This is a genomic window from Agrobacterium vitis (assembly GCF_014926405.1).
GTDB classification, from domain to species: Bacteria; Pseudomonadota; Alphaproteobacteria; order Rhizobiales; family Rhizobiaceae; genus Allorhizobium; species Allorhizobium vitis_H.
The window spans coordinates 1,579,194-1,602,705 of the sequence record NZ_JACXXJ020000005.1; the positions used below are offsets into that span (position 1 = coordinate 1,579,194).

Consider the following 23,512-nt stretch of genomic DNA (forward strand, 5'->3'; position numbering starts at 1 on the left):
AAACGAAAGCAAAATGCTTTCACCGCAGACAGTGATCCACTTGCTTTTTCAAGACAGGTAGCAATTCTGCCTCAAACCACGGATTGCGACGCAGCCAACCACTGTTTCGCCAACTGGGATGAGGCAGCGGCAAAATCTTCGGACCTGGCCGGTTGGTAAAAAACGATTCGCGCCAGCTTTCCACCGTGGCATGCAAGGTTGGTTTTCGCAGGTCGCCCATATGCCAGCGTTGCGCATATTGGCCGATGGCAAGCACCAGTTCCACCTGAGGCATGACCGCAATGGCGGCATCGCGCCAATGCGGGGCGCATTCGCGCCGAGGCGGCAGATCGTGGCCGCTGGCATCATATCCCGGAAAGCAGAATCCCATCGGCAGGATGGCAAAGTTGTCGCTATCGTAAAACGCCTCCCTGTCCACGCCCAGCCATTGCCGCAGCCGATCGCCGGAGGCATCATTGAAAGGCAGTCCGGTTTCATGCACCCGCTTGCCCGGTGCCTGTCCGGCAATCAGAATGCGGGCGGTGGACGACAGGACCGCTACAGGCCTGGGCTCATGCGGCAGCGCCGTTACCTGCGTCGGACAATCTCGACAGATCCGGCAGGCGTGAATGGCGGCGCGCAATCCTTGAAGATCCCTCGGCAAGCTCACGGTCAATTTTCGTCCTGCCTGCGGATAATATCATTGCGAGGATGCAGCCTTCGCCATTCTTCCGGCCGGTCGAACGCGCCTGCCCAAAGCCCCACTTTGTCGGCCTGGGCCTGCTTTTCCTCATTCTCATAGCCGCCCGCATTCAAAACAAGACCGGAGCGAACCATCTCGGCGCCGACATCGCGGCCCATGGCAGTGCAGGTCACAAGAATACGGTCGTTGTCGATGCGGTCCGACCCCTGGCAGAGGACGCCAGCCTGAGCCATACGCTGGGCCAGACCGAATCGGGCCTGCGCACCGCAAAGCTGGACCACGCCATCCTCGCCCCGGCACCGCTGACCAATTTCGGGTGAATCCAGGCCTTTGAGTTGCAGGCGTTGACCATTTGTCACCAATGTTTCACCATCGGCAATCACGAAAGGGCCATCGAAAGACGGCACCTTGCGGGGCCAGAAGGCGGCGGCAATCATCGTGCCGATGACCAGGCAGACGAAGGCGGCAGCAATGATCCGATGCATGCGTGACACAATCTGGCCCTTTTCAATAACAGCCGGTATCCGAGAATGGCAAATAAAACCTTTCCAGAAAGTAACTCTTAAGACTTCATGGCTAGTCTGAGACGGACCGCGGAAAAAATGCAACCACATCATGGGTAACGGCGTTTCAAACTCTACTGACAAGAATATTGTCGACCTATCGCGTAGCCACCGCAACAAGGCGACGGCGAAAGCCTTGCGCGTGACCAGAGAACGCCTGCATTCCACCCATGGCGGCACACCGGCTTTCGAAAAAGACCTGCTTTCCATGCATACCCAGGCCAGCCTGCAAGGCGCGGCCATCACACCCTTCATCACGATATTGACCGCGGGCCTGACGGCCTACCTGTCGGGAAGCCCGATTTATATCCTCTGGGCGCTGCTGACGCTGAGCATTCACGCCCTGAACATTCTGCTCATCCGCAAGGCTGCCAAGCGCATTCCGGTCACCCATCGCCAGGAACATTGGCGCCATGTTCTGCTGGGCGGGCATCTGGCCATGGGCTGCTGCTGGGCGGCCTTTACCTTCCAGACCTGCGAGGCCTGCGGCCCGACAAGCGACCTGCTGCTGAAAGGCTCCGTGCTGCTGGTGGTGCTCTGCACCACGGCCATGACCAATATTCTGCTGCGTCAGGCCGTACTCTATGCGTTTACCCCACCGATCATTGCGCTTTCCGCACAGGCGTTTGTTTCTCAGCGTGTCGACGACGCAACGCTGGCCCTGGCCTTTACCGTCTCCGTGCTGTTCTTCATCTATATCACCGGCAGGCTCTATGTCTCCAACCTCAAGCTGATATCCTTCCAGAGCGAGAAGGACGACCTGATCGCCGAGCTGGAAGTGGCCAAATCCATGTCGGATGAGGCCCGCCGCCGGGCGGAAGAAGCCAATATGGCAAAATCGCGGTTTCTCGCCTCGATGTCGCATGAGTTGCGCACACCATTGAATGCCATTCTCGGCTTTTCCGAGGTCATGGCCCAGGAAGTGCTGGGACCGCTCAACAATCCGCTTTACCGGGAATATTCCGGCGATATTCACAGATCCGGCCAGCACCTGCTCAATCTGATCAACGAAATCCTCGATCTGTCCCGAATCGAGGCTGGAAAATACGATCTTTCGGAAGAATCGATCTCGTTGCTTGAAGTCGCCGAGGACTGCGTCGGCATGGTGCAATTGCGCGCCAAGGCCAAGGACATCAAGATATCCCAGCAATATGAGATCAACCTGCCCGCCCTTTGGGCCGATGAAAAGGCGCTTCGGCAAGTGGTGCTGAACCTCTTGTCAAATGCCGTGAAATTCACGCCGCCGGGCGGAGAAATCCTCGTCAAGGTCGGCTGGACAGTCGGCGGCGGGCAATATGTCTCCATCAAAGACAATGGTCCCGGCATCGCCGAAGAGGAAATCCCCGTGGTGCTCTCTGCCTTCGGCCAAGGCTCCATCGCCATCAAGAGCGCCGAACAGGGGACGGGCCTCGGCCTTCCCATCGTCCAGGCAATCCTTGCCAAGCATGGCGGCGAATTCAAGCTGAAGTCAAAACTGCGCGAAGGGACGGAAGTGATTGCCATCCTGCCTGCCAAGCGCGTCCTGCAAACGATTCCCGCCGTACAGGGCACCCAGGCCGTGGAACCGAAGCGGCGTTATTTCGCCTGAACAAACGAGTTCTGACCCCTCACCGCTGCATATGGGGCCGACGTTTGCGCCCCAGTTTCCAACCATTTTTTTGAGCCCTGGCAAATTTCAGCCCGGCCCTTCGGCGGAACCGCCGGACCGGCGCGACGTCATGGGACAGGACCAGTACGCCAAGCGGCACCATCCAGAAGCCAAGCACAGGCAGAAAACCAAGGCAGCCACCAACCACCAGAAGACTGCCAACCGTGATCCGCCCGCCGCGAGACTGCGGGATCGGCAGGTTGAAACGCCCCAGATGCAGGCGGCCCTTCTCGGTATCCATATGATAGGTCTTGGTTTTCTTTTCCGTCACAGTCATCCTTCAAGGCCGCTTGAGGCCAGTTTTCCCACAGACATCAGATGGGAAAGAGGGGAAAACAAAACAAGAGGCACTTTTTTTTCAAAAAGGGACTTGGCAAACCATGAAAGCCTGAGTAGAAGCCCACTCACACCAACGGACGCGGTTCACACCGCTTCAAACGGTACATTCCCTGGTAGCTCAGCGGTAGAGCATTCGACTGTTAATCGACAGGTCGCCGGTTCGAATCCGGCCCGGGGAGCCATATTCCAGCTGAATAGCTGACATTATAAAGCCGGATCATTTCTGATCCGGCTTTTTTTCTATCCTAATTCAAGCTGATGGGCTTAACGGCAAACCGTGGTTGTCTTGTAGACCCAACGCCCATGATGACGGAACTTGACCTTCTTGGTCCGGCAGTTATCGCGGTAGGCGTGATGACGCCGCTCGAAATTGCGATGATGCGGACGACGATCGTCACGGCTGTAGTAGCGATCAGGATTATGACCGCGATCATACACCATTACCCTGACATCATCGGCCAGAGACGGCGCCGCCGTTGCTGTGATGCTTCCCAGACCGATCAGACATGCGACCAAAAATTTCTTCATCTTCTATCTCCTGATGCGTTTCACTGGAAACGATGACTGGAGATTAAGCGAAACAAGATGAACGCAATCTGATCCTGTTGTTCATGTTAAGGACGGGTATTTTTCAGCGGTCACAGACCTGCGATTACTCAGGCGCCACGCATTCAAAAAACTGAAATGGCCGACCTTTGTAGTCGCGCTGCTCCGTCTCCGTAAGGCCGATCTTGCGCAGCACGGCCTGCGAGGCCGCGTTATCCACATGGGCGAAGGCGATGAAGGCGTTACCGATGCCTTGCTCAAAAAACCAGTGTTTCAAGCCATCAGCGATTTCCGTTGCAAAGCCTTTGCCCCATTCATCATGGCAGATGGAATAGCCCAGTTCGTAATGCCCGCTGTCCTTCGACCATGAGAAACCAGCGCGCCCGATGAAGCGGCCATCGTCCCGGGCAATCAGCTTGAGCTTACCAACACCATTTGCCTCATAGTCATCCATCCAGCCATCGATACGTTCCGCCGAGTAGGACTGGCTCCATGGCGCTCCCGTGCTGACAAAGCGGCTGGTTTCAGGGGTGGAATGCAGGTCGGACAGCAATGTCTCGTCACCCGCCCGCCATGGGGTCAGCAAAAGCCGCTCGGTCTCGCAGACCAGCGGCATCTGATAGACTCCGCCCGATACCGCCTGGCGCACGCCAGTGGTGCCGGGAAAGGTCAAGGGCAGGCCCTTCAGCGAGCGTACCGCCAGATAGGCCCAGGCCTCCGCCTCCATGGCATCGCCATCGAGCGCCAGATCATCGGCATTGACGATATCAGCCCCTTCCCGCGCCGCCATCTCGCTCAAATCCGCCATGATAACCGCATTCAACCGGCCACCGCCGCAGATCACATAGGTTTTCGGCTTTTTCGGCAAATGCCGGGCCGAGGCGAAAATCGCCGCCGCGGCCACATGTGCCAGCGTACGCGCGCCATCTTCAAGGCTGATATCGCCAGCCTTGGGCGGGGTAAAATCATTACGATCCAATGAGCGGCGCAGATTGGCGGTGAAAAACCCATGGCTGAGATAACGATCCGCCAAGGACTTCACCACCCGGCCCTTGGCAGCAATCCCGCCCCCGGCATCGAAAGCAAGGCCGGTATGGGTCTCGACCCATTGGTCAATCAAGGTATTGCCGGGACCACTGTCGAAGGCGGCGATTTCGCCGTCAGCACCGATATAGGTCAGGTTGGAAATGCCACCGATATTGACGAAACAGGCCGGAAGGCTTTCAGCTCCCAATCCGCCAGCCAGCGCAGCATGATAGGCAGGCACCAGCGGCGCACCCTGCCCGCCATGCACCATATCGTTGGCGCGCATATCATAGACAACTTCAATACCGGTTTCGCGGGCCAACAACGCCCCATCGCCAAGCTGCACTGTCAAAGCCTGATCCGGCCTGTGCAGCACCGTTTGTCCATGAAAGCCGATGACATCGATATCGCGGGCGCGAAGCCCTTTCTGACTCAGAAAGGTCTGGACCGCCTCCGCATGACGCAGCGTCAACTCCCTCTCCAGCGCGGCCAGGCTTTCAGGGCGCTGACGGCGGTCGGTGATCGCCTTGGCATCCTCCAGCCCCTGCTTCAGCCGCTGGCGAAACGCATCGTCATAGGCGACCGCCAGAAACGGCCCCCGCTCCACCACCGTCTCGCCATCCGTGGTGACCAGAGCAACATCGATTCCGTCCATGGAGGTGCCACTCATCAGGCCGATTGCTTGCAGCGTTTTGGTCACGACTCGATGTTCCTTTTGCGGGCGGTCAGAAAGAGCGCCATTGATGGCTGAAATTGATGCACTTTTCAAAAAACAATGATAAAGCCGCCTCGAATTCCAAATTCACAAGACCAAAGTCCGATACCAGAAGGCGTGACGATCATGTCCAAGTTCAAGTCCGATTTCCTCCGTACAATGCATGAGCGCGGTTTTATTCATCAGATTTCCGATGAAACCGGCCTCGATGATCTGTTGTCCAAGGAAAGCGTGACCGCCTATATCGGCTATGACCCCACCGCCTCCTCCCTGCATGCGGGTTCGCTCATTCAGATCATGATGTTGCACTGGTTTCAGGCAACCGGCCATCAGCCGATTTCCCTGATGGGTGGCGGCACTGGCATGGTGGGCGATCCATCCTTCAAGGAAGAAGCCCGTCAATTGATGACCGTGGACAAGATCGAGGACAACATTGCCTCGATCAAGCGCTGCTTCGCGCATTACCTCGATTACGACAAGGGCCCCAAGGGCGGCGCATTGATGCTCAACAATGCCGAATGGTTGCGTGGGCTGAACTATCTCGAATTCCTGCGCGATGTTGGCCGCCATTTCTCTGTCAACCGCATGCTGTCGTTCGAGAGCGTCAAGACCCGCCTCGACCGCGAACAGTCGCTGTCCTTCCTGGAATTCAACTACATGATTCTCCAGGCCTACGATTATGTCGAGCTGAACAAGCGCTACGGCTGCCGGCTGCAAATGGGTGGTTCTGACCAATGGGGCAATATCATCAACGGTATTGACCTTGGCCACCGCATGGGCACACCGCAGCTCTACGCGCTGACCTCGCCGCTGTTGACGACATCCTCCGGTGCCAAGATGGGCAAGTCGGCCACGGGCGCAGTGTGGCTGAATGCAGATCTGCTCTCGGCCTATGATTTCTGGCAATATTGGCGCAACACGGAAGATGCCGACGTCAGCCGCTTCCTGAAGCTCTACACAACGCTGCCGATGGATGAGATTGCCAAGTTGTCTGCGCTGGGCGGTTCGGAAATCAACGAGGTCAAGAAAATCCTCGCCACCGAAATCACCGCCATCCTGCATGGCCGCACCGCCGCCGAAGAAGCGGCTGAGACCGCCCGCAAAACCTTCGAGGAAGGCGCACTGGCCGATAACCTGCCCTCCATCGAGGTCGCTAGCGCCGAGCTTGAATCCGGTATCGGCCTTCTAGCCCTGATCGTCAAAGCCGGCCTCGCCGCCTCCAACGGCGAAGCCCGCCGCCATGTGCAGGGCGGAGCCGTGAAGATCAATGATCAAGGCGTTTCTGATGAGCGCATGAGCATTGGGGCGGGTGAAGTGACGGCTGATGGGGTGATCAAGCTGTCATTGGGCAAGAAGAAGCATATTTTGGTTCGACCTGTTTGAAACAAATATCGGACGCCGCTATAGTCAGCGTCTGACTGCGCTCAGGTAGCGTTCTATGTGGTAAGCCGCAAAGAACGCCATCCATCGTCTCGGTCGCAAAGAACTAAAGAACATTCCTATCAGAAGGATAGGTGAAAATATGTCTGCGACCCCACCCACTTCTATTCTCACGTCCCGGCTTGCATTGCGCGCAGCACGCCCAGAACATGCCGACGCTGTTTTTGAAGCATATACCGGCAGCGTGGAAGCTTCACGTTACCTTCAACGCACAACTCATGCTTCGGTGGAAAGAACGCGAGCCACCATGGAGGCATGGGGTGAGCTGAACTGGCTGAAGATGAGCCGCTTCGTATGGACCATTTTTAACAACGACGAAACGGCAATTGGCCTGCTTCTTCTCTTCATTGAAAGCAATACCGCTGAAATCCACTATGGCATCGGACAATCCCACTGGGGTCAATGTCTTGTTACGGAAGCCGGAATTGCCGTGATGGATTGGATCGTGAACACGTCCACCTTGCCAGAAGTTACGACCTGTTGCGCTGCGGAATATCACGCCAGCTTGAGAGCGCTCGAAAAAATCGGTCTTGAGCGCGCTGCGTTTCTCCCTGCATCTCTCTTTCTCTCCGCCACAAATACGCGGAAAGATGCGTGGCTCTATCGATGGAAACGCGTCGCGCGATAAGGCTATGGCGTGACAAGCAGAAGCATATCCTTGTTCTCCCGCTTTTTTTGTATTGCGAGAACCGGATATAAAATCTCCGCTTTAATTAGTGTCGGCGCAAAATTCGATTTAAATCCTCAGCTGTCTTTATCTAATTCTCGGGTAAGGGAGAGCAACTTGTCCAAAGACGCCCGAAGATGATTGGTCAGCAAGGCAGAGGCTTCATCCGCACATCCTCCAACATAAGCCTCTACAATTGCCTCATGATCATGCAACCATCGCTCCGTTTCTGCGGCGAGCACAGTGTATTTACACGCTTGCACAACACAAATTTTTCGCAGTTCGTCGACAAGGGCCAGTTGCCGTGGCCTATCCGCCGCACTGTAGAGCGCACGATGAAAATCCCAGTCCCCTTTTTGCCAACCCGGCCTACCCGCCTCCAGAGATGACCGCTTGAGCACATACAAAACCTCTGATTTTGCCTCCTCACCAGCGTTCAACACAGCGCGGCGCAGAAGATCACACTCCAACATGATCCTCAACTCGAACACCTCCTCCAACTCCTTGGTCGAAAGGGTGACGACTCGCGCGCCCTTTCCGGGAAGCACTTCGATCAGTTTGTCGGCGGCAAGGCCCAACAAAGCGTCGCGGATCGGTATACGACTCACAGCATACTCTCTGGCGAGGTCCGTCTGCGACAAAAGCGTTCCGGGGGGATATTTCCCCTCAAGAATTGCCGAGCGGAGCTGTGCAGTAATATCCATTTGTCTTTCTTTCGCTTGTTGTGTATACGCGTATACAACAACACCGATAGAAAGGGAAGCCAATGACGCATCATTACACCTCATCCGTGATCTGGACGGGAAATAGGGGAGAAGGCACCGCTAGCTACCGCAGTTACGACCGGAGCTGGGATGTCGCGGTTCCGGGAAAGCCGGTCATTCACTGCTCAAACGACCCTTTGCTTGGTGGTGACCCCAGCAAAATGAACCCCGAAGATCTTTTACTCTCGGCGCTTTCAGCATGTCACATGCTTTGGTATTTGCACTATGCTTCCGATGCAGGGATCATCGTGACCCGCTATGAAGATACACCCCTTGGAGTTGGTGCAATTGAAAAAGGTGGGGCAGGTCGTTTCACCGCCGCTACCTTGCGTCCACGCATAACAGTTTTTTCCGGAACAGATATCGAAGCCGCAACCGCAATTCATCACAAAATTCACGAGGTCTGCTTCATCGCGAGATCAGTGAATTTTCCGATAAGTTATGAGCCGGATTTTCTGTTTGAAGCATGACCTGCGCAAGTCCGCTCCAACGTCAGCCTTGTCCCTGACAAGCGCCCTAGTCGGAGAAATCCTAGAATTTGCGATAGAAGCGAAGGCTCGGACTGAACGCTAAAAAATCCATTGTAAAACTCAGTCGCAAATATCGAGGCTTGGAACTGGATATTTGCGACGTTTTTAGCTCCACAAAGCCAACGGTACACATAAAATTCACGTCTCACTCGGTAACGCGCCACCCCTCCTCAAACACCAAATCCTCCAGCGCCAGACGCTTACGCCACCCTTTCACTTGCAATTCCGGCTCATCATACTGTTCCGCCACTTTGCCAAGACAGAGGTAGCCAACAATCTCAATCCGCTCTGGAATATTGAGAATGGCGCGCAAATCGGCTTCGTGAAAAATGCTGACCCAGCCGACGCCGATGCCTTCCGCGCGGGCGGCGAGCCAGAGGTTTTGGATGGCGCAGACGGTGGAGTAGCTGTCCATGCGGGGGTTATGGGTTCGCCCCAGCACCACGGGGCCTGCGCGGTCTGGGTCGCAGGTAACGCAGATGCCGAGTGGGGCTTTGAGAATCCCTTCCAGCTTCAGATTGCGGTAAAGCGTGGCCTTTTCGCCTTCGAACAGCGCTGCCGCCTCGTCATTGGCCTTGGAAAAAGCCTGCCAAACGGCATGCCGCCGTGCGGCATCGCGCACCAGGATGAAATTCCAGGGCTGCATGAAACCGACGGAGGGGGCGTGGTGGGCGGCGGTGAGGATCCGCCAGAGGGTGTCATCGTCGATTGGGTCGGCTAAGAATTCATCGCGCACGTCGCGACGGGTCATGATGGCCCGGTAGACGGCTGCGCGTTCTTCGGCAGAAAAAGCTCCGGCAGATACCAGAGCATCGTTCACTAAGTCCTGCATCGTTTGGTCCCCAACAATGCGCCCTACGCGATCCCTTGCGAATCGCGATCAAGCAAAACGCACCTGCCGTCCGCGCAAGCGTCGTCTATCGTGTCAGGCCGGTCTTCTGACTGGGCTTCATTTGATTGCCGCACCTTCCCGGTTCTCACCAGTGGCAAAAGCAACAACCATCCACCTCACAGCGTTGGGCACGTTGCGGAATTTCACCGCATTCCCGATTCTCCCGCAAACATGCGGGCACCTGACAAAGGGCTGGTACTGTCAGACTGCGGCGATGCTTAGGCGGCCGCCGGGAAATACCGCACATAGGCAAATTCCTGGCCGTCCGGCGACCAGCTTGGCACATTGATCGTCCCCTGCCCGCCAAATAGTTCGAACAGGGTTTCGACATTGCCACCGTCCATGTCCATCAGGCGCATCCGGACATGGAGATCGCGCGGGTGGTCAAACACATCGGCGTCATAGGAAATGAATACCACCTTGCGGTTATTGGGGCATGGATGCGGAAACCAGTCGCCCTGCCCGTCATCGGTCAGGCGCTGCACATCCCTGCCATCAGCGCGAATGCGCCAGATCTGCATCGTGCCGCTGCGGCTGGAGTTGAAATAAATCCATTCCCCATCCGCCGACCAGTCCGGCCCATCATTGCGGCCTTCGCCATGGGTCAGGCGCAGTTCATCACTGCCGTCAACCGAGATTGTGTAGATTTCGAAGACCTGGTCACGGATACCGCAATAGCAGACCCGTTGGCCATCCGGCGACCAGCCATGCCAGTAGGAGGGCAGGTTCTCGGTGATCTGGATCGGCGTGCCGCCTTCGGCTGGCAGGATGTAGAGGCAGGTTTTGCCATGCTCCACCTTATCGCAGATCGCCAGCCATTGGCCATCCGGCGAAAGCCCATGATCATTGTTGCAACGGGTGGCAAAGCCGGTGCCGATCTTTTCCGGCACCGGCTGCCCGACCAGAGGCAGGCGATACATCAACCCGTCATCATTGAGGATCAGGAACTGGCCATCTCGCGACCAGTTCGGCGCCTCCACCAGCCGTTCCGTTTGCCAGACAATGCGGCTCTGCCGGGTCTCGATATTGTAGATCTCCACAGAGCTTCGCATCAGCACTCTACCTATCTCGGAACCGATTGGTGATCGGATAGCGCCGGTCGCGGCCAAAGTTCTTCTTGGTGATCTTCACGCCCGGAGCCGATTGGCGGCGCTTGTATTCCGCCAGGTAAAGCAGGTGCTCGACGCGGTGAACGGTGGCGATGTCATGGCCGCGCGCCAAAATCTCGTCCACCGACATTTCCTTTTCCACCAGGCATTCCAGAATGTCATCCAGCACCGGATAAGGTGGCAGGCTGTCCTGGTCCTTCTGGTCTGGGCGCAGTTCGGCGGATGGCGCCTTGGCGATGATGTTTGCCGGAATGACCTCACCAGCCGGGCCGAGCGCACCGACTGGCACATGCGCATTGCGCCATGCTGACAGCGCATAGACCTGCATCTTGTAGAGGTCCTTGATCGGATTGAAGCCGCCGTTCATGTCGCCATAGAGCGTCGCATAGCCCACCGACATTTCCGATTTATTGCCTGTTGTCACCACCATCGAGCCGAACTTGTTCGATACCGCCATCAAGATCGTGCCACGGGTGCGGCTTTGCAGGTTTTCCTCGGTAATGCCGCTTTCCGTGCCTTCAAACATATCGGCGAGGCTGGAGAGAAAGCCTTCCACCGGCTCTGAAATCGGCACGATGTCATAATGGCAGCCAAGCGCCTTGGCGCAATCGGCGGCATCCTTGAAGCTTTCTTCGGATGTGTAGCGATAGGGTAGCATGATGGTGCGCACCCGCTCATGCCCCAGGGCATCCACAGCCATTGCCGCACAAATCGCCGAATCAATGCCGCCGGACAGGCCGAGAACCACGCTCTTGAAGCCGTTCTTGTTCACGTAATCGCGAAAGCCCAGCATGCAGGCGCGATAATCAGCCTCCTCGCCCTCGGGAATAGCCGAGACCTCGCCGGGCGCGCAGCGCCAGCCATCTGCGTCCCGCGTCCAATTGGTCAGCACGATGCTTTCCTCGAACTGCGGCATCTGGAAGGCCAGCGTCTTATCCGCATTGAAGCAGAAGCTGGCACCATCAAACACCAGTTCATCCTGGCCGCCAACCTGATTGGCGAAGACCAGCGGCAAGCCGCTTTCGATCACCTGCCGCAGAACGACCTGATACCGAACCTCAAGCTTACCGTGATAGTAGGGCGATCCATTGGGAACCAGCAGAATTTCCGCACCGCTTTCGGCGAGTGTCTCACAGACACCGAGATCGTTCCAGATTTCCTCGCAGATCGGCACACCTAGTCGGACACCCCGGAAGTTCACCGGTCCGGGCATGTCGCCTTCGACAAACACCCGCTTCTCATCGAATTCACCGTAGTTGGGCAGGTCGATCTTGTCGCGCAGGCCGAGGATTTTGCCGCCGTCGATGATCGCCACCGAATTGTGCCGGCCTTTATCGCCCTGGCGTGGAAAGCCGACGATGACACCCGGGCCGCCATCGGCGGTATCGGCGGCCAGCTCATCCGCCGCCGCCTTGCAGGCTTGTAGGAAGGCGGGTTTCAGCACCAAATCTTCCGGCGGATAGCCGGAAATGAACAGCTCGGACAGCAAGAGAAGATCAGCCCCCAGAGAGGCCGCCTTGGCGCGGGCGGTGCGGGCAAGGCTTAGATTGCCTACCACATCGCCCACGGTCGGATTGAACTGAGCCACGGCAATGCGCAGCGTTTCGGGTCTTTGGACTGTGTCGCTCATGGCTCAAGGTTTAACCCGGCCATCGGTGGACTGCAACGGCCCAAAACACCCTGCTGAAACGAAAAATCGTGCGTTCCTGTTTCCTCAAAAGAGCATGGAGGGCGCGGCTCTATTTCGGGCAACAAACCGAGAAGATGGATTTTCGCCGCACGTCCCACCTGATATAATTGACAGCAAGGGTCATCTTGCTCGCGTGAATGCCAATCAAATATGCTTGAAACTATTTCGAAATATTCAATTTCTCGAGGGGCTGCACCGTGCCTGATATCAGCAGGAGAATACCAAAGACAGTTTGTTAAACAGGAATTTTTATTCCCATATATTTTATGGGACAAAGCACGTATGTTTTGAGCATGCTCGTTGCATCGGCATCGCAATGAAAATACAAGGTAGCACGATGATCTTGGATGAAGATTAACCGGAAGTTTCCTGGCTTACCGCTATTCTTGTTGCCATAGAGCGTTCACTAACAGTCTGTTCAAGAATTGCTGCTGGCCTGGCGAAAATGGTGATTTCGAGAACCGGAACGGAGCGTACTTAATGTACGTGAGTACCGGAAGCGCAGAAAGTGCCATTTGCAGACGGCCAGCGGCAATTCTTGGATAGACTGTAAGACAGCCGTCAAAAAACACCTATTGCTCTTTCGTCATTGTCGGGTTCAACACAGATGTTGTCATCTCCGCGTTCACAAATCTCATCCCCATCCCTTCTAAGCCGTGAGGCAATCGCTGCTCATCCGGCTTTTCCGGAAATCGAGCGGGAAATCGCCCGGCACCTGATCGGGATACATCTTAAGACACCGCGCCTTTCACGCCTCAAGGCCTGTCACCGCAAATGGTTGATGTCGCATTCCATGTATGCACTCGCCTTGCAACGTGTGCCAGAAGATCCTCTGTCGGGCCTGACGGCCTCTCGCTTCATGGACGTGGCTATGCAATTGGGCGCGGCAAGCCGCAATACCGCAGCGTCATTTCTGGCCGAACTGTCCGCCTATAAATTTATCGAGGAAATAGAAAACCCAGCCGATCGCCGAATGCGCATCCTGGTGCCAACGGCAGCAACCGAGGCCGCAATGATCTCCTGGTTTCTAGGCCATCTGGATTGCCTTGACCGGCTGGATGACGGAGGCCGCCGTGCGCTGGCCGATGCCAATCCGCTTATTTTCAGGATTGCCCAGCCGATGATCGCCCAGGCTCTGGTGGTGGACCCTGATTGGCGCATACCGCGTGAGACGATTGCTCCGTTTCTCAATTCGGACATGGGTGGCATGGTGTTGCACGGCATGATCAGCCAGATCCCAGATTTGCCCGATGCTGATGGGCTCTATCGGCTTGGACCAATCAGCCTTGCCGCGCTTGGAGAGACCTATCTGATCTCGATCACCAACCTGAAGCGGATGTTCAAGAAGGCACAGGAAGAAGAATTGCTGGGCTGGGAATTGCCCCGCCGCCGTGGCAATGTCTGGCTGTCACAGCTTTTTGTCGATGATTATTTCCATTGGCAATCGACAAAGTTCGAAGCCATCAACACTGCCTTCTGGAAAGCGGTTGCCCAGGTCAACGCTTTGACGCCGCATCAGACTGAACAAACGAGAGCTGAGTTGTCCCAAGCTGAGAAGACCAGAGCGGACTTCAAAGTGTTTTCTTGATATTCCAGCGGTCGTGATACCAAAGCCACTGCTCGGGATATTCGCGCACCCAGCTCTCGACCTTGTCGTTCAGCATTTGCGCGGTCGCCTGCACATCGACCCGGCCTTGACCATCCTTCGGGATGTCAACCTTCGGTTCGATTTCCAGCCGATAGCGATTGCCGGGCAGACGGATACAGCGGGCCGGATAGATATCGCAGCCGAACTGTCGCACCAACTTGGCCAGGAGCGGATTGGTGCGCACTTCGCTGCCGAAGAACGTCGTGGGCTGGCCCTTCTTGAACTTCTGGTCGACCAGCACCCCAACCCCCTTTCCTGCCTCCAACTGGCGCGCCAGATGAAAGGACGAACCGGCATGGGAGGGCACGAGATTGCCCATCCGCGCCCGGCGGAAATCGAACACCATGTCGGCGATATAGGGGTTATTTGGCGGGCGAAACAGCACCGTCACGTAAAGACCGAAGGCAGCGCCCGCCACCGGCAGCATTTCGAAATTGCCGGTATGGCCGGTAAAAACGATGAACGGGCGCGGATTTTCCAACAGGTCCATAAAGATCGGAATGCCGGAAACCTCAACGCGACCCTCTCCCAGCTTTTCCGGGTCGAAATCGAACAACTCATCCAGAAACACATATTCGGCGATCTGTCGGCCCATATGGCCCCAGGCGGCCAGCGCGATGATCTCGATTTCCGCCTCGGATTTTTCCGGAAAGGCATTGCGCAGATTGGTCAGCATCAACCGGTGGCGCTTCAGCTTCGGCCCGATAAACCGTACCAGCCGATCGGCACCGTTCAAGGCTGTATCGGCAGGAAACAATTTCAGCAGCGTCAGCAAGACCAGGATGAACTTGGCCACCAGCCATTGCGGAAATCTCCGCAGGCCCAGCACGACCTTTGTCAGAACCCGACGGAGCATGATCAATCCATTTTCAGGATGATTTTGCCAAAGATCTGGCGGCTTTCCATCCGGGTCAGCGCCACGTCGATATCTTCGAACGTCACCTGCGTATCGATAACAGGATGAACGAGGCCACGGGCCATTTTCTGCATGGCATTGGCCATGTTTTCCATCCGGCAGCCAAACGAGCCGAGCAGTTTCAATTGCTGCTGGAACAACATCATCAGGTTCAGGTCGGTCGAAACGCCGGAGGTCGAGCCACAGGTCACAAGGCGCCCGCCGCGCTTCATGCACAGCATGGAGCCAGCCCAGGTATCCTTGCCGACATGCTCGAACACGACATCAACACCCTTCTTCTTGGTCAGCTTGCGCACCACGCCTTCAAACCGGTCCGTGCGGTAATTGATGACATGATCGGCGCCCAGCGCCCGCGCCCGTTCAATCTTGTCGTCCGAGCCGACGGTGGTGATCACGGTGCAGCCAATCTTCTTGGCCAGTTGTATAGCCGCAGTACCGATGCCGGAGCCGCCAGCATGGACGAGAATGGTTTCACCCGGCTCGAGCTTGGCATTGTCGAACAGCATGTGTTCAACGGTGCCGAAGGTGACTGGCGCAAGCGCTGCGGCGATGGCATCGACGCCCGGAGGTGCCGGCACCAGCAGACGGGCCGGAATATTGATCTTTTCCTGAGCAAAGCCGTCGAGGTGGAATCCATGCACACCACCGACATGTTCGCAGAGATTGTCGCGGCCATCACGGCAGGGCTTGCAGAGACCGCAGGTGCGCGCGCCATAGACCGCCGCCAACTGGCCAGGCAGGATATTGCCGACGCCGGGGCCGATAGCCTCGACCACGCCGGAGGCTTCCGCACCGATCACCAGCGGCATCTTGCGCTTGGCAAAGGCCATGCCACGCCAGCCCCAGACATCGATATGGTTCAGCGCCACTGCCTTGACCCGTAGCGTCACTTCACCGGGACCGGGCGCATCCGGCTCCGGCAGGTCGGTGATTTCAAGCTTACGGTCTTCGATCAATTGCAATGCGCGCATGGCTATCTTCCTTCGCCCGAGGGCTTATTTTATTGTCTTTCCTGTCCCGGTCGTGGCCGGGCCGGGTGAAGCCTTATCAGGCAGGTTCAAGGGTCATGACAAGGCTGGCATTCTGCCCGCCGAAACCGAAACTGTTGGATAGCACAGCCGAAACCTGTGCGTCGCGCTTGACGTTCGGCACCACGTCCAGCTCCACGGTCGGATCGGGATTGGTATAGTTGATGGTCGGCGGCAGCGTTCCGGTTAGCATGGTCTGGATCGAAAACACCGCTTCGACCGCACCGGCCGCCGTCAACGTATGGCCAATCATCGACTTGTTGGACGAAACCGGGATCTGGTCCTTCAACCGCTCACCGAACACCGAAAGCATGGCGCCATATTCCATCTTGTCGTTTTCCGGCGTCGAGGTGCCATGGGCATTGATATAGCCGATGCCGTCATCGGAAAGACCTGCATCTTCAAGTGCTGCGCGGATGGTGGCAATGGCCGGGCCGCCATCCGGTGAGGAACGGGTGCGGTGGAAATGGTCGGCCTTTTCGCCACAGCCCTTCATGATGCCAAGCACCTTGGCACCCCGGGCAATGGCAGCTTCGAGCGATTCCAGCACCAGCGTTGCGGCACCTTCGGCGATGACGAAACCGTCGCGATCCTTGCTGAAGGGCTTGGACGCCTTTTCCGGCGGATCGTTCTGGGTGGACAGCGCCGAAAGCAGAGCGAAGCGGATCAGCGCCTCGGCACCGACGGAACCATCGGTAGCCACCGTCAGCGCCCGGTCCGTGCGGCCCTGGCGGATGGCTTCAACGCCAAGCTGGATGGCCGTCGCGCCCGAAGCACAGGCCGTGGACAAGGTCACTGGCAGGCCGCGTGTGCCGAACCGGTCGGCAAGCCGCTCGGAAATCGAGCCGAACTGTACGGCCTCCAGAAACACTGGATCAGCCTCGGCACGCATGGCAGCCAGCAGCCGCTGATAGGCATGGCCCTCGGCGGTTTCTGCAGGCGCGCGTTCTGCGAGCGCAAAGCGGTCGTCCCATTCCGGCTCGACCGGTGGGGCAGCCAGAAACAGCGGACCTTCGAAATCGCCGGACAGGCCAGCCTGGGCCAGCGCCTCGATGGTGGTTTCCCGTGCCATGGCATAGGAGCGCTCGACGGCGTTGATGGCCGGAATATCGATGAAGTCCACCGTGCCGCTGATGCGGGTATTGAGGCCCTCAGTCGGAAACCGGGTGATCTTGTGGATGCCGGATACGCCACCGGTCAGCTTTGCCCAATTGTCGGCAAGCCCTTGACCGAGCGAGGTAATGACGCCCATGCCGGTGACGGCGATGATCGGACGACCGAGATGATCCTTGAAACGGGACTCAAAACCGGATTGTGTCATGTCTCTCTCCTCACGCCTCAGCCGACAAATGGGCCATGCCTTCGCCACGAACATACCCGACCGTCGTGACAATCGCCTGTCGCGCTGGCTTGGTCATCGCGGCCTCACCGGCAGGATCGAAAGCCGGAACAATGGTTTCTCCATCAAGCGCCAGCGCTGCCAGCGCCAACCCCAACGGAAACTGCGCTTCAAGCGCATGGCCGGTTACACCACCGAAGCCGCGAATGGCCGCACCTGGAAAGGCTTTTTCCAGCGCCGTCTTTTCCCGGGCGGAAATTTCATGCATGCCGCTCGCACCCGACAGGACCAGCGCATCCTCGCCAATATCCTTGCCGACCGAACCTGCCATGCGGTTCAAACGCTTTTCCAAACCGCCATTGGCACGCTGGCCACGGTCGCCCTCGATAGCATCGAGCACAGCATAGATATGCGCGCCGCGCGCCTCAGCGTAAGCGCGCTGTTCCAGAACAAGAAACGCGCCGACCGTGCCGAGAATCATTCCGCCGCCCTCGCCTGACTGGCGCTGCCAAAGTGGCTTCCAGGGGCCGGTCGTATGGGCCTGAATGCCCTCCACCAGCAGAAAAATATCATCACGATCAGCCACGAACGCGCCACCCACCAGCGAATGGGTGGATTGACCGGCGCGAATGCGCGCAAACGCGGTCTCGATGGCGGAAATCCCAGCGGCCTCTTCGCCCATAAAGGTGCGCGAGGACCCGGTGACCTTGTGGACGATGGAAATATTACCAGCCATCAGGTTGGAGAGCTGGGCCAGAAACAGGGTCGGGCGCAGCTCGGTCGTCAGCTTTTCATTGACCAGCTGGGCACGGTCATTGCGTTTCAGACCTTCATTGACGATCAGCGTATCGACATTGATGTCGCGCTCGCCGCCACCGGCTGCCACGATCATGTCCATCGTAGCGCAGGCCTGCACGTCGTCCTTCAGCCCGGCGTCGTCGAGCGCCAGACCAGCGGCATAGACGCCGAGCCTCTGCCAGTTTTCCATCTGCCGCTGGTCGCCACGCTTGGCGATCTGGGTCGACCAATCGATCTGCGGCATCGGATGAATGGGGTAAGGCGCGAATTTTTCCACCTCGACCGGCGGCACGGCTGCCGTCCCAGCAGACAGAAGCGCAAGATGCGGCTCCTTGCCGGTTCCGTGGCAGCTGACAATGCCAATGCCGGTGATCACCACATCGTTGGGCGTCTTATGCATGTCTATAACCTCTTCAGCAATGCCGGGCGATCCGCGCCAGCACTGCGACATACCGTCCATTCCCAGGTCCGAGCCGGAAAGCTCCAAGGCCTGCAAGGGCCGCCATGCCCTACTCCGACAGACGGCTTTACGCAATAAGGCCGCGCACAAAAGCCGCGGCCTTATTGACGAAACTTTAAAGATCTCACTTAGAATCTGCCAGGTTCCTGTTGAACCAGACAGATTCCAACTCTCTTTGTTTGAGTTTGTCTTTTCAGGAAAACCGGAGTCCAAATTTCCCTGATAAACTCTATCCCGCAGCAGCAATCGCCGCCATCAGGCCGATCTGCTCGGCGCGGCTGCGAACGATATCGCCCAGCGGCACTTCGTCAAAGGACATGGTGCGCAGCTTCAGCTGGCAATCCGCCACTTTCTTGCCGGCAGAGGTGATCTTCGCCTTGGTGACGGCAAAGCCGGACCCTTCGTGCTCCAGATGCGCCTCGATATCCAGAACTGCATTCGGCTCGACAAAGCTGCGCATCTTGGCACCGTCTACCGACATCAGGAATGGCATTGAGGCAAACTTCGTCACCGCCAGCACCAGCAGGCCCGATGCCTGCGCCATGGTTTCGATCAACAGAACGCCGGGCACCAAAGGCATGCCCGGAAAATGCCCCTCGAAGACGGGGCTATTTTCCGGCACCACCGATTGGGCCTTCAATGTCAGGGCAGACAGATCCACCGTCTCGACCTTGTCGATCATCTGGAAATATTCCAGCAGCATTCAGCGATCCCCCGGCAATGGCAGTGACAGTCCTAAGCAGATCAAGGCTTGGCCTGAACGGATCAAGCCTTGGCGGCCCTGAGTTCGTCGATCTTGGAGCAGAGGTTCTTCAGCACGAAATATTCTTCCGTGGAAACCTTGCCCTCGTTGACATCCTGGGTCCACTGTTCGAGCGGAATCTTGATGCCGAATTCCTTGTCGATCGCGAAAACGATGTCGAGGAAATCGAGGCTGTCGATTCCCAGGTCATCAATCGTATGACTCTCAGGAGTGATGGTTTCCCGATCGATCTCGCTGGTCTCAGCAATAATGTCGGCAACTTTGTCAAATGTAGCGGTCACGCCAATTATCCTTCAGAATTTCAAATTCAGCGTCCCACATAGGCAAAACTCGGACAAAAGCCAATGGCCTGTTTTGTGCGCCCCTAGCAAAAATGCAGACCTATTCCTCAAACCGCAATAGAATGACGGGCCTTACCGCTGGAAAGGTAGCAATCGAACGTGGCCGCAATGCTGCGGGCAAAGAGCCGCCCGGTTGGGGTCAGAGTAAAACACTCCCGGTCGATCCGGCATAGATCGTCACCGTTGGAAGCCGTGAATATCTTGGCTTCTGCGATCACATCCTCGGCGACATCTGGAAAAGCCTGGCGGATCTCGGCAAAGGAAAAGCCGAACTCGCACATGATCTGCTCGATGACGGCGGCACGCACTCGGTCATCGCCGGTCAGAGCAATGCCTCGTGTCGCGGCAAGCCCGTTTTCGCTGACAAGACGCTGATATTCTCCAGTCGCGGGCATGTTCTGTACATAGCCTTGCGGCAGTTGGCTGATCGAAGAGGCGCCAAGTCCAATCAAGGCATCGGCGCCGTCAGTCGTATAACCCTGAAAATTACGCCGCAGCCGTTTCTGCCGTGCCGCGACAGCCAGACTATCCTCGGGCAATGCAAAATGGTCGATGCCAATGGCATCATAGCCAGCCTCCACCAGCATGGCAGAGGCCCGCACCATCTGTTCATAGCGCATGACGATATCAGGCAAGGCGCTCTCGGGAATCAGCGTCTGATGCTTTTTCATCCAGGGGACATGAGCATAGCCGAATAACGCAATCCGATCCGGCTTCAACGACACGATATCGAGGACGGTTTTCTCCAGACTGTCGAGGGTCTGGTAGGGAAGTCCATAGAGAATATCGCAATTGACCGAGGTGGCGCCGCGCATACGCACCTGTTCAACCACTGATTTAGTCTGCTCGAAGGTTTGAAGACGGTTGATCGCCTTCTGAACCACCGGGTCGAAATCCTGAACACCGAGGCTTGCCCGCGTCAAACCAATGGACGCAAGCGCATCATATCGAGCTTCGTCGAGATCGTTCGGGTCCATCTCCACGCTGATTTCCGCATCATCGGCAAATGTAAAATTTGCCCGGAGCCGGTCCATCAGCGCCACCATGTCCTGCGGGCGCAGCATGGTGGGAGAGCCACCACCAAGATGCACAGCCGTCACCACCGCTTCGCGTCCAACGAGCCTGCCGGTATTTTCGACCTCGCTGAAAAGCGCGGTAAGATAAGCGGTTATCGGCTCATACTTTAGTGTATGTTTGGTATGGCAGGCGCAAAACCAGCAGAGCCTGTCGCAGTAGGGGATATGAATATAAAGTGAGATCGTCTGCCCCTGCCCCAACAGCGATAGCCACTGCGCATAATTGCCACAGTCAACACCGGTATGAAAATGCGGCGCCGTCGGATAACTCGTGTAGCGCGGAACGGCGGCGGCATATTTCGGAAGAAGCGCTTTGGCTGGCATGAACTGAGGCCTTGTCGAGTGGCGGTTGGACTGAACAAATAATCGGTTTCAACGGAACGGACTTTGACTTCGATCAATTCCTTGATAGTCTCGTTCAGGTAGAAACTCCTCATGGGAGCGCGACGGAAAATTCGGCGGCTTTAGATGCGTGTCTGCTGCATCACCGTTTCTGCGTGGCCTGTGTCGTTTTTGAACTTTTGTCGACGCCCTACGGCGCGCAATTGCACAATGACGAACTGTTCGACCGAACCTGGGCGTCACAAGCACGCGCGACGCTACGTGTACGCGCGACTTCACATGTATGGGGCAGACAATGGACATGCATAGTCTTAAAAGCAGCACCAGCGGCGCGGAGACGCCTGCTGTTTGCAGTGAATGCGAAGCAAGGCATGGTGGAGTATGCGCGTCGCTTTCGATTCTTCAATTGATCGAGCTCAACCGTATCTCGACAAAGCGCCATATCGAAGCGGGCGGCGAAGTGATCGGCCAGGGAGAGCAGATCTCCAGCTATAGCAATATCGTCAAGGGCGTGGTCAAGCTGTCGAAAATGATGGCGGATGGCCGCCAACAGATCGTCGGCCTGCAATTTGCCCCGGATTTCATGGGGCGCCCCTTCCTGAAGGAAAGCAGTTTGACGGCTGAGGCTGCAACCGATGCGGAAATCTGCGCCTTTCCCCGTGCTGTCATCGACCGGCTGGTGGCCGATGCTCCTGACTTCGAGCGCAAGCTGCACGAACAGTCCCTGAAGGAGCTGGATGAAGCGCGCGAATGGATGCTGACGCTGGGCCGCAAAACGGCGCAGGAAAAAGTGGCAAGCTTTCTCCATCTGATCGCCACCCATATCGACCCGATGCAGCCGTTCAGCAAAAGCTTCGACCTGCCGCTGTCGCGCGCCGATATTGCCGATTTCCTCGGCCTGACCATTGAAACCGTCAGCCGGCAGATGACCAAACTGCGCAAGGAGGGCATCATCGTCATCGAGAACAACCGCCATGTTATCGTGCCCGACCGTCGCAAGCTGCGCGAGGCGGCTGGCTCCGATTGAGCCGCCTATCGTTCTGTCATGACCCTGAAAATCCTGCGCTACCCTCATCCGCTTCTGGCGAAACCTTGCCAGACCGTGACGGCGTTTGACGACAGGCTGACCAGTTTTGCCGATGCATTATACGATGCCATGCACGCCGCGCCCGGCGTCGGCATTACTGCCGCCCATGTGGGTGAGTTGGTGCGCCTGGTCATCCTCGATCTGCCTGAATTGGGTGGACGGCGTGATTACGTCAATCCTGAAATCCTTTCCTTGTCTCAAAACACTCTGGAACATGATGAAGGGAGTGTCTGCATGCCGGGCATGACCGAGACCGTGACACGGCCGCGCCAGATCACTCTTCGTTACCAGTCGCTGGATGGCACGGTTCACGAGGAGGAGCTTCAGGACTTTGCCGCCATCTGCATGCAGCATGAAATAGACCAGCTCGACGGCCTGTTCTGGATCCAGCGACTCTCCCGCCTGAAACGCGATCGGTTGCTGAAGAAATGGCAGAAGGCAATATCGTCGCAAACATGATCGTCACATGCGGTGTCTGACACCCGGATGGCCTGGAATCCCCAGCCAACCGGGCATATGAACCAAATCAATCCTGAAACGTTTATCCAAAAGAAAAAACCAGGAGAACGTGTGATGATTTATGCCAAGCATGGAAACGCTGCATCCACCGAAGACGAATTGCGGGACCTGGAAGAGCGCGATATCAACGACGGCTGGCCTTATTCCGACACACCGGCAGCAGCCTCGGACGCGCCGGAGAATCGTGCTTACGGAGAGACCGCCGGTAATTTCGACCGTGACAACAATGGCGGCTACCGAATCGATACGGTCGAGGCCGATGGTGAAGAAAAGCCATTGAAGGATAGTTTGAGCCCCGCCACCATCGGTCGTGAAGACAGCGACGACATCGAAAGCCGCATCTCCGAACGGTTCGAGGCAGTCGATGACATGGTGCTCGACAACATCGAAATCAGCGTCGATGGCCATACGGCGACCTTAAGTGGCATGGTCGACACCAATGAAGAAATGCGGATGGCGGCGCGTTTGGCGCTCAGTGTTCCCGGCGTTCGTCATGTCATCAACGAGATCGAAGCCATGGGGGTCGATGCCCATCAGCCCGATGAGGACTGATGGTGCTTGTCATGTCGTGGGTTGAAAGCGCT

General features: G+C 57.0%; 25 protein-coding genes, 1 tRNA gene, 1 pseudogene and 1 riboswitch. Of the genes and pseudogenes, 10 read left to right on the plus strand and 17 right to left on the minus strand.

Going from position 1 to position 23,512, the window contains the following annotated elements:
* Positions 1-19 precede the first annotated feature (19 nt).
* Entirely contained in the window at positions 20-655 is a 636-nt protein-coding gene (locus tag IEI95_RS18500) for a uracil-DNA glycosylase family protein (protein WP_194416869.1), read from the minus strand.
* Complete coding sequence (locus tag IEI95_RS18505; protein WP_194416870.1) at positions 652-1,176, minus strand: thermonuclease family protein; 525 nt, start codon at positions 1,174-1,176, stop codon at positions 652-654. Before IEI95_RS18505 ends, IEI95_RS18500 begins: the two co-directional genes overlap by 4 nt.
* A 121-nt stretch (positions 1,177-1,297) precedes the next feature.
* On the opposite strand from IEI95_RS18505, the gene IEI95_RS18510 reads away from it, so the two are divergent.
* Positions 1,298-2,833 carry a sensor histidine kinase gene (locus IEI95_RS18510; RefSeq protein WP_194416871.1) on the plus strand — a complete coding sequence of 512 codons (1,536 nt, stop codon included), beginning with the start codon at positions 1,298-1,300 and terminating at the stop codon, positions 2,831-2,833.
* 19 nt (positions 2,834-2,852) lie between these two features.
* Here IEI95_RS18510 and IEI95_RS18515 read toward each other — a convergent pair whose 3' ends face one another.
* Positions 2,853-3,164: a hypothetical protein gene (locus tag IEI95_RS18515; RefSeq protein ID WP_139190284.1), complete on the minus strand. Its 312-nt coding sequence runs from the start codon at positions 3,162-3,164 to the stop codon at positions 2,853-2,855.
* Positions 3,165-3,339: 175 nt separating this feature from the next.
* Between IEI95_RS18515 and IEI95_RS18520 the strand changes: the two genes are divergently transcribed.
* A tRNA-Asn gene (locus tag IEI95_RS18520) sits at positions 3,340-3,414 on the plus strand.
* Positions 3,415-3,496: 82 nt separating this feature from the next.
* Here IEI95_RS18520 and IEI95_RS18525 read toward each other — a convergent pair.
* The 3 genes and pseudogenes from IEI95_RS18525 to IEI95_RS18530 all read right to left on the minus strand — a co-directional run.
* Positions 3,497-3,760, minus strand: coding sequence for a hypothetical protein (locus IEI95_RS18525; RefSeq protein WP_070164587.1), 264 nt, complete (start codon positions 3,758-3,760; stop codon positions 3,497-3,499).
* A 124-nt stretch (positions 3,761-3,884) separates the two neighbouring features.
* Positions 3,885-4,394, minus strand: a complete 510-nt coding sequence (locus IEI95_RS29470) for a GNAT family N-acetyltransferase (protein WP_234891096.1) — start codon at positions 4,392-4,394, stop codon at positions 3,885-3,887.
* A pseudogene (locus IEI95_RS18530) lies at positions 4,389-5,504 on the minus strand (anhydro-N-acetylmuramic acid kinase); the annotation flags it as partial. The pseudogene IEI95_RS18530 and the gene IEI95_RS29470, both read right to left, overlap by 6 nt.
* 141 nt (positions 5,505-5,645) lie before the next feature.
* Between IEI95_RS18530 and tyrS the strand changes: the two are divergent.
* Positions 5,646-6,902: a tyrosine--tRNA ligase gene (tyrS, locus tag IEI95_RS18535; RefSeq protein WP_156538725.1), complete on the plus strand. Its 1,257-nt coding sequence runs from the start codon at positions 5,646-5,648 to the stop codon at positions 6,900-6,902.
* Between the two features lie 139 nt (positions 6,903-7,041).
* The gene (locus tag IEI95_RS18540; protein WP_194416872.1) at positions 7,042-7,587 is read left to right on the plus strand and encodes a GNAT family N-acetyltransferase; all 546 of its coding nucleotides are present in this window, start codon (positions 7,042-7,044) and stop codon (positions 7,585-7,587) included.
* A 116-nt stretch (positions 7,588-7,703) separates the two neighbouring features.
* Here the strand turns inward: IEI95_RS18540 and IEI95_RS18545 are convergent, their stop codons facing one another.
* Positions 7,704-8,330: a GntR family transcriptional regulator gene (locus IEI95_RS18545; RefSeq protein WP_194416873.1), complete on the minus strand. Its 627-nt coding sequence runs from the start codon at positions 8,328-8,330 to the stop codon at positions 7,704-7,706.
* A gap of 62 nt (positions 8,331-8,392) precedes the next feature.
* Here IEI95_RS18545 and IEI95_RS18550 point away from each other — a divergent pair, with 62 nt between their 5' ends.
* Positions 8,393-8,860, plus strand: coding sequence for an OsmC family protein (locus tag IEI95_RS18550; RefSeq protein ID WP_194416874.1), 468 nt, complete (start codon positions 8,393-8,395; stop codon positions 8,858-8,860).
* Positions 8,861-9,065: 205 nt separating this feature from the next.
* On the opposite strand, the gene bluB is transcribed toward IEI95_RS18550, so the two are convergent.
* The 3 genes from bluB to IEI95_RS18565 form a co-directional block, all read right to left on the minus strand.
* Positions 9,066-9,752 carry a 5,6-dimethylbenzimidazole synthase gene (gene bluB, locus IEI95_RS18555; RefSeq protein ID WP_156538678.1) on the minus strand — a complete coding sequence of 229 codons (687 nt, stop codon included), beginning with the start codon at positions 9,750-9,752 and terminating at the stop codon, positions 9,066-9,068.
* A gap of 79 nt (positions 9,753-9,831) precedes the next feature.
* Positions 9,832-10,012: riboswitch (cobalamin riboswitch) on the minus strand.
* Positions 10,013-10,030: 18 nt separating this feature from the next.
* On the minus strand, positions 10,031-10,864 hold the full coding sequence (locus IEI95_RS18560; protein WP_156538677.1) for a TolB family protein: 834 nt from the start codon (positions 10,862-10,864) through the stop codon (positions 10,031-10,033).
* Between the two features lie 7 nt (positions 10,865-10,871).
* The gene (locus tag IEI95_RS18565) at positions 10,872-12,551 is read right to left on the minus strand and encodes an NAD+ synthase (protein WP_194416875.1); all 1,680 of its coding nucleotides are present in this window, start codon (positions 12,549-12,551) and stop codon (positions 10,872-10,874) included.
* Positions 12,552-13,392: 841 nt separating this feature from the next.
* Here IEI95_RS18565 and IEI95_RS18570 point away from each other — a divergent pair.
* A complete protein-coding gene (locus IEI95_RS18570) occupies positions 13,393-14,199 on the plus strand; it encodes a hypothetical protein (protein WP_234934234.1) in 807 nt (268 codons plus the stop codon).
* Here the strand turns inward: IEI95_RS18570 and IEI95_RS18575 are convergent.
* From IEI95_RS18575 to hemN, 7 genes are all read right to left on the minus strand, one after another.
* Complete coding sequence (locus IEI95_RS18575; protein WP_156547860.1) at positions 14,183-15,115, minus strand: lipid A biosynthesis lauroyl acyltransferase; 933 nt, start codon at positions 15,113-15,115, stop codon at positions 14,183-14,185. The two genes, IEI95_RS18570 and IEI95_RS18575, sit on opposite strands and share 17 nt — an antisense overlap.
* A gap of 2 nt (positions 15,116-15,117) precedes the next feature.
* Positions 15,118-16,146, minus strand: coding sequence for a zinc-binding dehydrogenase (locus tag IEI95_RS18580; protein ID WP_015915871.1), 1,029 nt, complete (start codon positions 16,144-16,146; stop codon positions 15,118-15,120).
* 76 nt (positions 16,147-16,222) lie between these two features.
* Positions 16,223-17,524: a beta-ketoacyl-ACP synthase gene (locus IEI95_RS18585; RefSeq protein WP_015915870.1), complete on the minus strand. Its 1,302-nt coding sequence runs from the start codon at positions 17,522-17,524 to the stop codon at positions 16,223-16,225.
* A gap of 10 nt (positions 17,525-17,534) precedes the next feature.
* Positions 17,535-18,740 carry a beta-ketoacyl-ACP synthase gene (locus tag IEI95_RS18590; RefSeq protein ID WP_194416877.1) on the minus strand — a complete coding sequence of 402 codons (1,206 nt, stop codon included), beginning with the start codon at positions 18,738-18,740 and terminating at the stop codon, positions 17,535-17,537.
* A gap of 289 nt (positions 18,741-19,029) precedes the next feature.
* Positions 19,030-19,503, minus strand: a complete 474-nt coding sequence (locus IEI95_RS18595) for a 3-hydroxyacyl-ACP dehydratase FabZ family protein (protein WP_015915868.1) — start codon at positions 19,501-19,503, stop codon at positions 19,030-19,032.
* A gap of 62 nt (positions 19,504-19,565) precedes the next feature.
* Positions 19,566-19,844 carry an acyl carrier protein gene (locus IEI95_RS18600; protein WP_015915867.1) on the minus strand — a complete coding sequence of 93 codons (279 nt, stop codon included), beginning with the start codon at positions 19,842-19,844 and terminating at the stop codon, positions 19,566-19,568.
* Positions 19,845-19,951: 107 nt separating this feature from the next.
* A complete protein-coding gene (hemN, locus tag IEI95_RS18605) occupies positions 19,952-21,304 on the minus strand; it encodes an oxygen-independent coproporphyrinogen III oxidase (protein WP_156534933.1) in 1,353 nt (450 codons plus the stop codon).
* Between the two features lie 11 nt (positions 21,305-21,315).
* Here hemN and IEI95_RS18610 point away from each other — a divergent pair, with 11 nt between their 5' ends.
* The 4 genes from IEI95_RS18610 (at position 21,316) to IEI95_RS18625 (ending at position 23,480) form a co-directional block, all read left to right on the plus strand.
* The gene (locus IEI95_RS18610; protein WP_194417392.1) at positions 21,316-21,732 is read left to right on the plus strand and encodes a hypothetical protein; all 417 of its coding nucleotides are present in this window, start codon (positions 21,316-21,318) and stop codon (positions 21,730-21,732) included.
* On the plus strand, positions 21,624-22,349 hold the full coding sequence (locus tag IEI95_RS18615) for a Crp/Fnr family transcriptional regulator (RefSeq protein ID WP_156535114.1): 726 nt from the start codon (positions 21,624-21,626) through the stop codon (positions 22,347-22,349). Before IEI95_RS18610 ends, IEI95_RS18615 begins: the two co-directional genes overlap by 109 nt.
* Positions 22,350-22,367: 18 nt before the next feature.
* Positions 22,368-22,868 carry a peptide deformylase gene (locus IEI95_RS18620; RefSeq protein WP_156534931.1) on the plus strand — a complete coding sequence of 167 codons (501 nt, stop codon included), beginning with the start codon at positions 22,368-22,370 and terminating at the stop codon, positions 22,866-22,868.
* A 114-nt stretch (positions 22,869-22,982) separates the two neighbouring features.
* Positions 22,983-23,480, plus strand: coding sequence for a BON domain-containing protein (locus IEI95_RS18625; protein WP_234894866.1), 498 nt, complete (start codon positions 22,983-22,985; stop codon positions 23,478-23,480).
* The last annotated feature ends 32 nt before the right edge of the window (positions 23,481-23,512 follow it).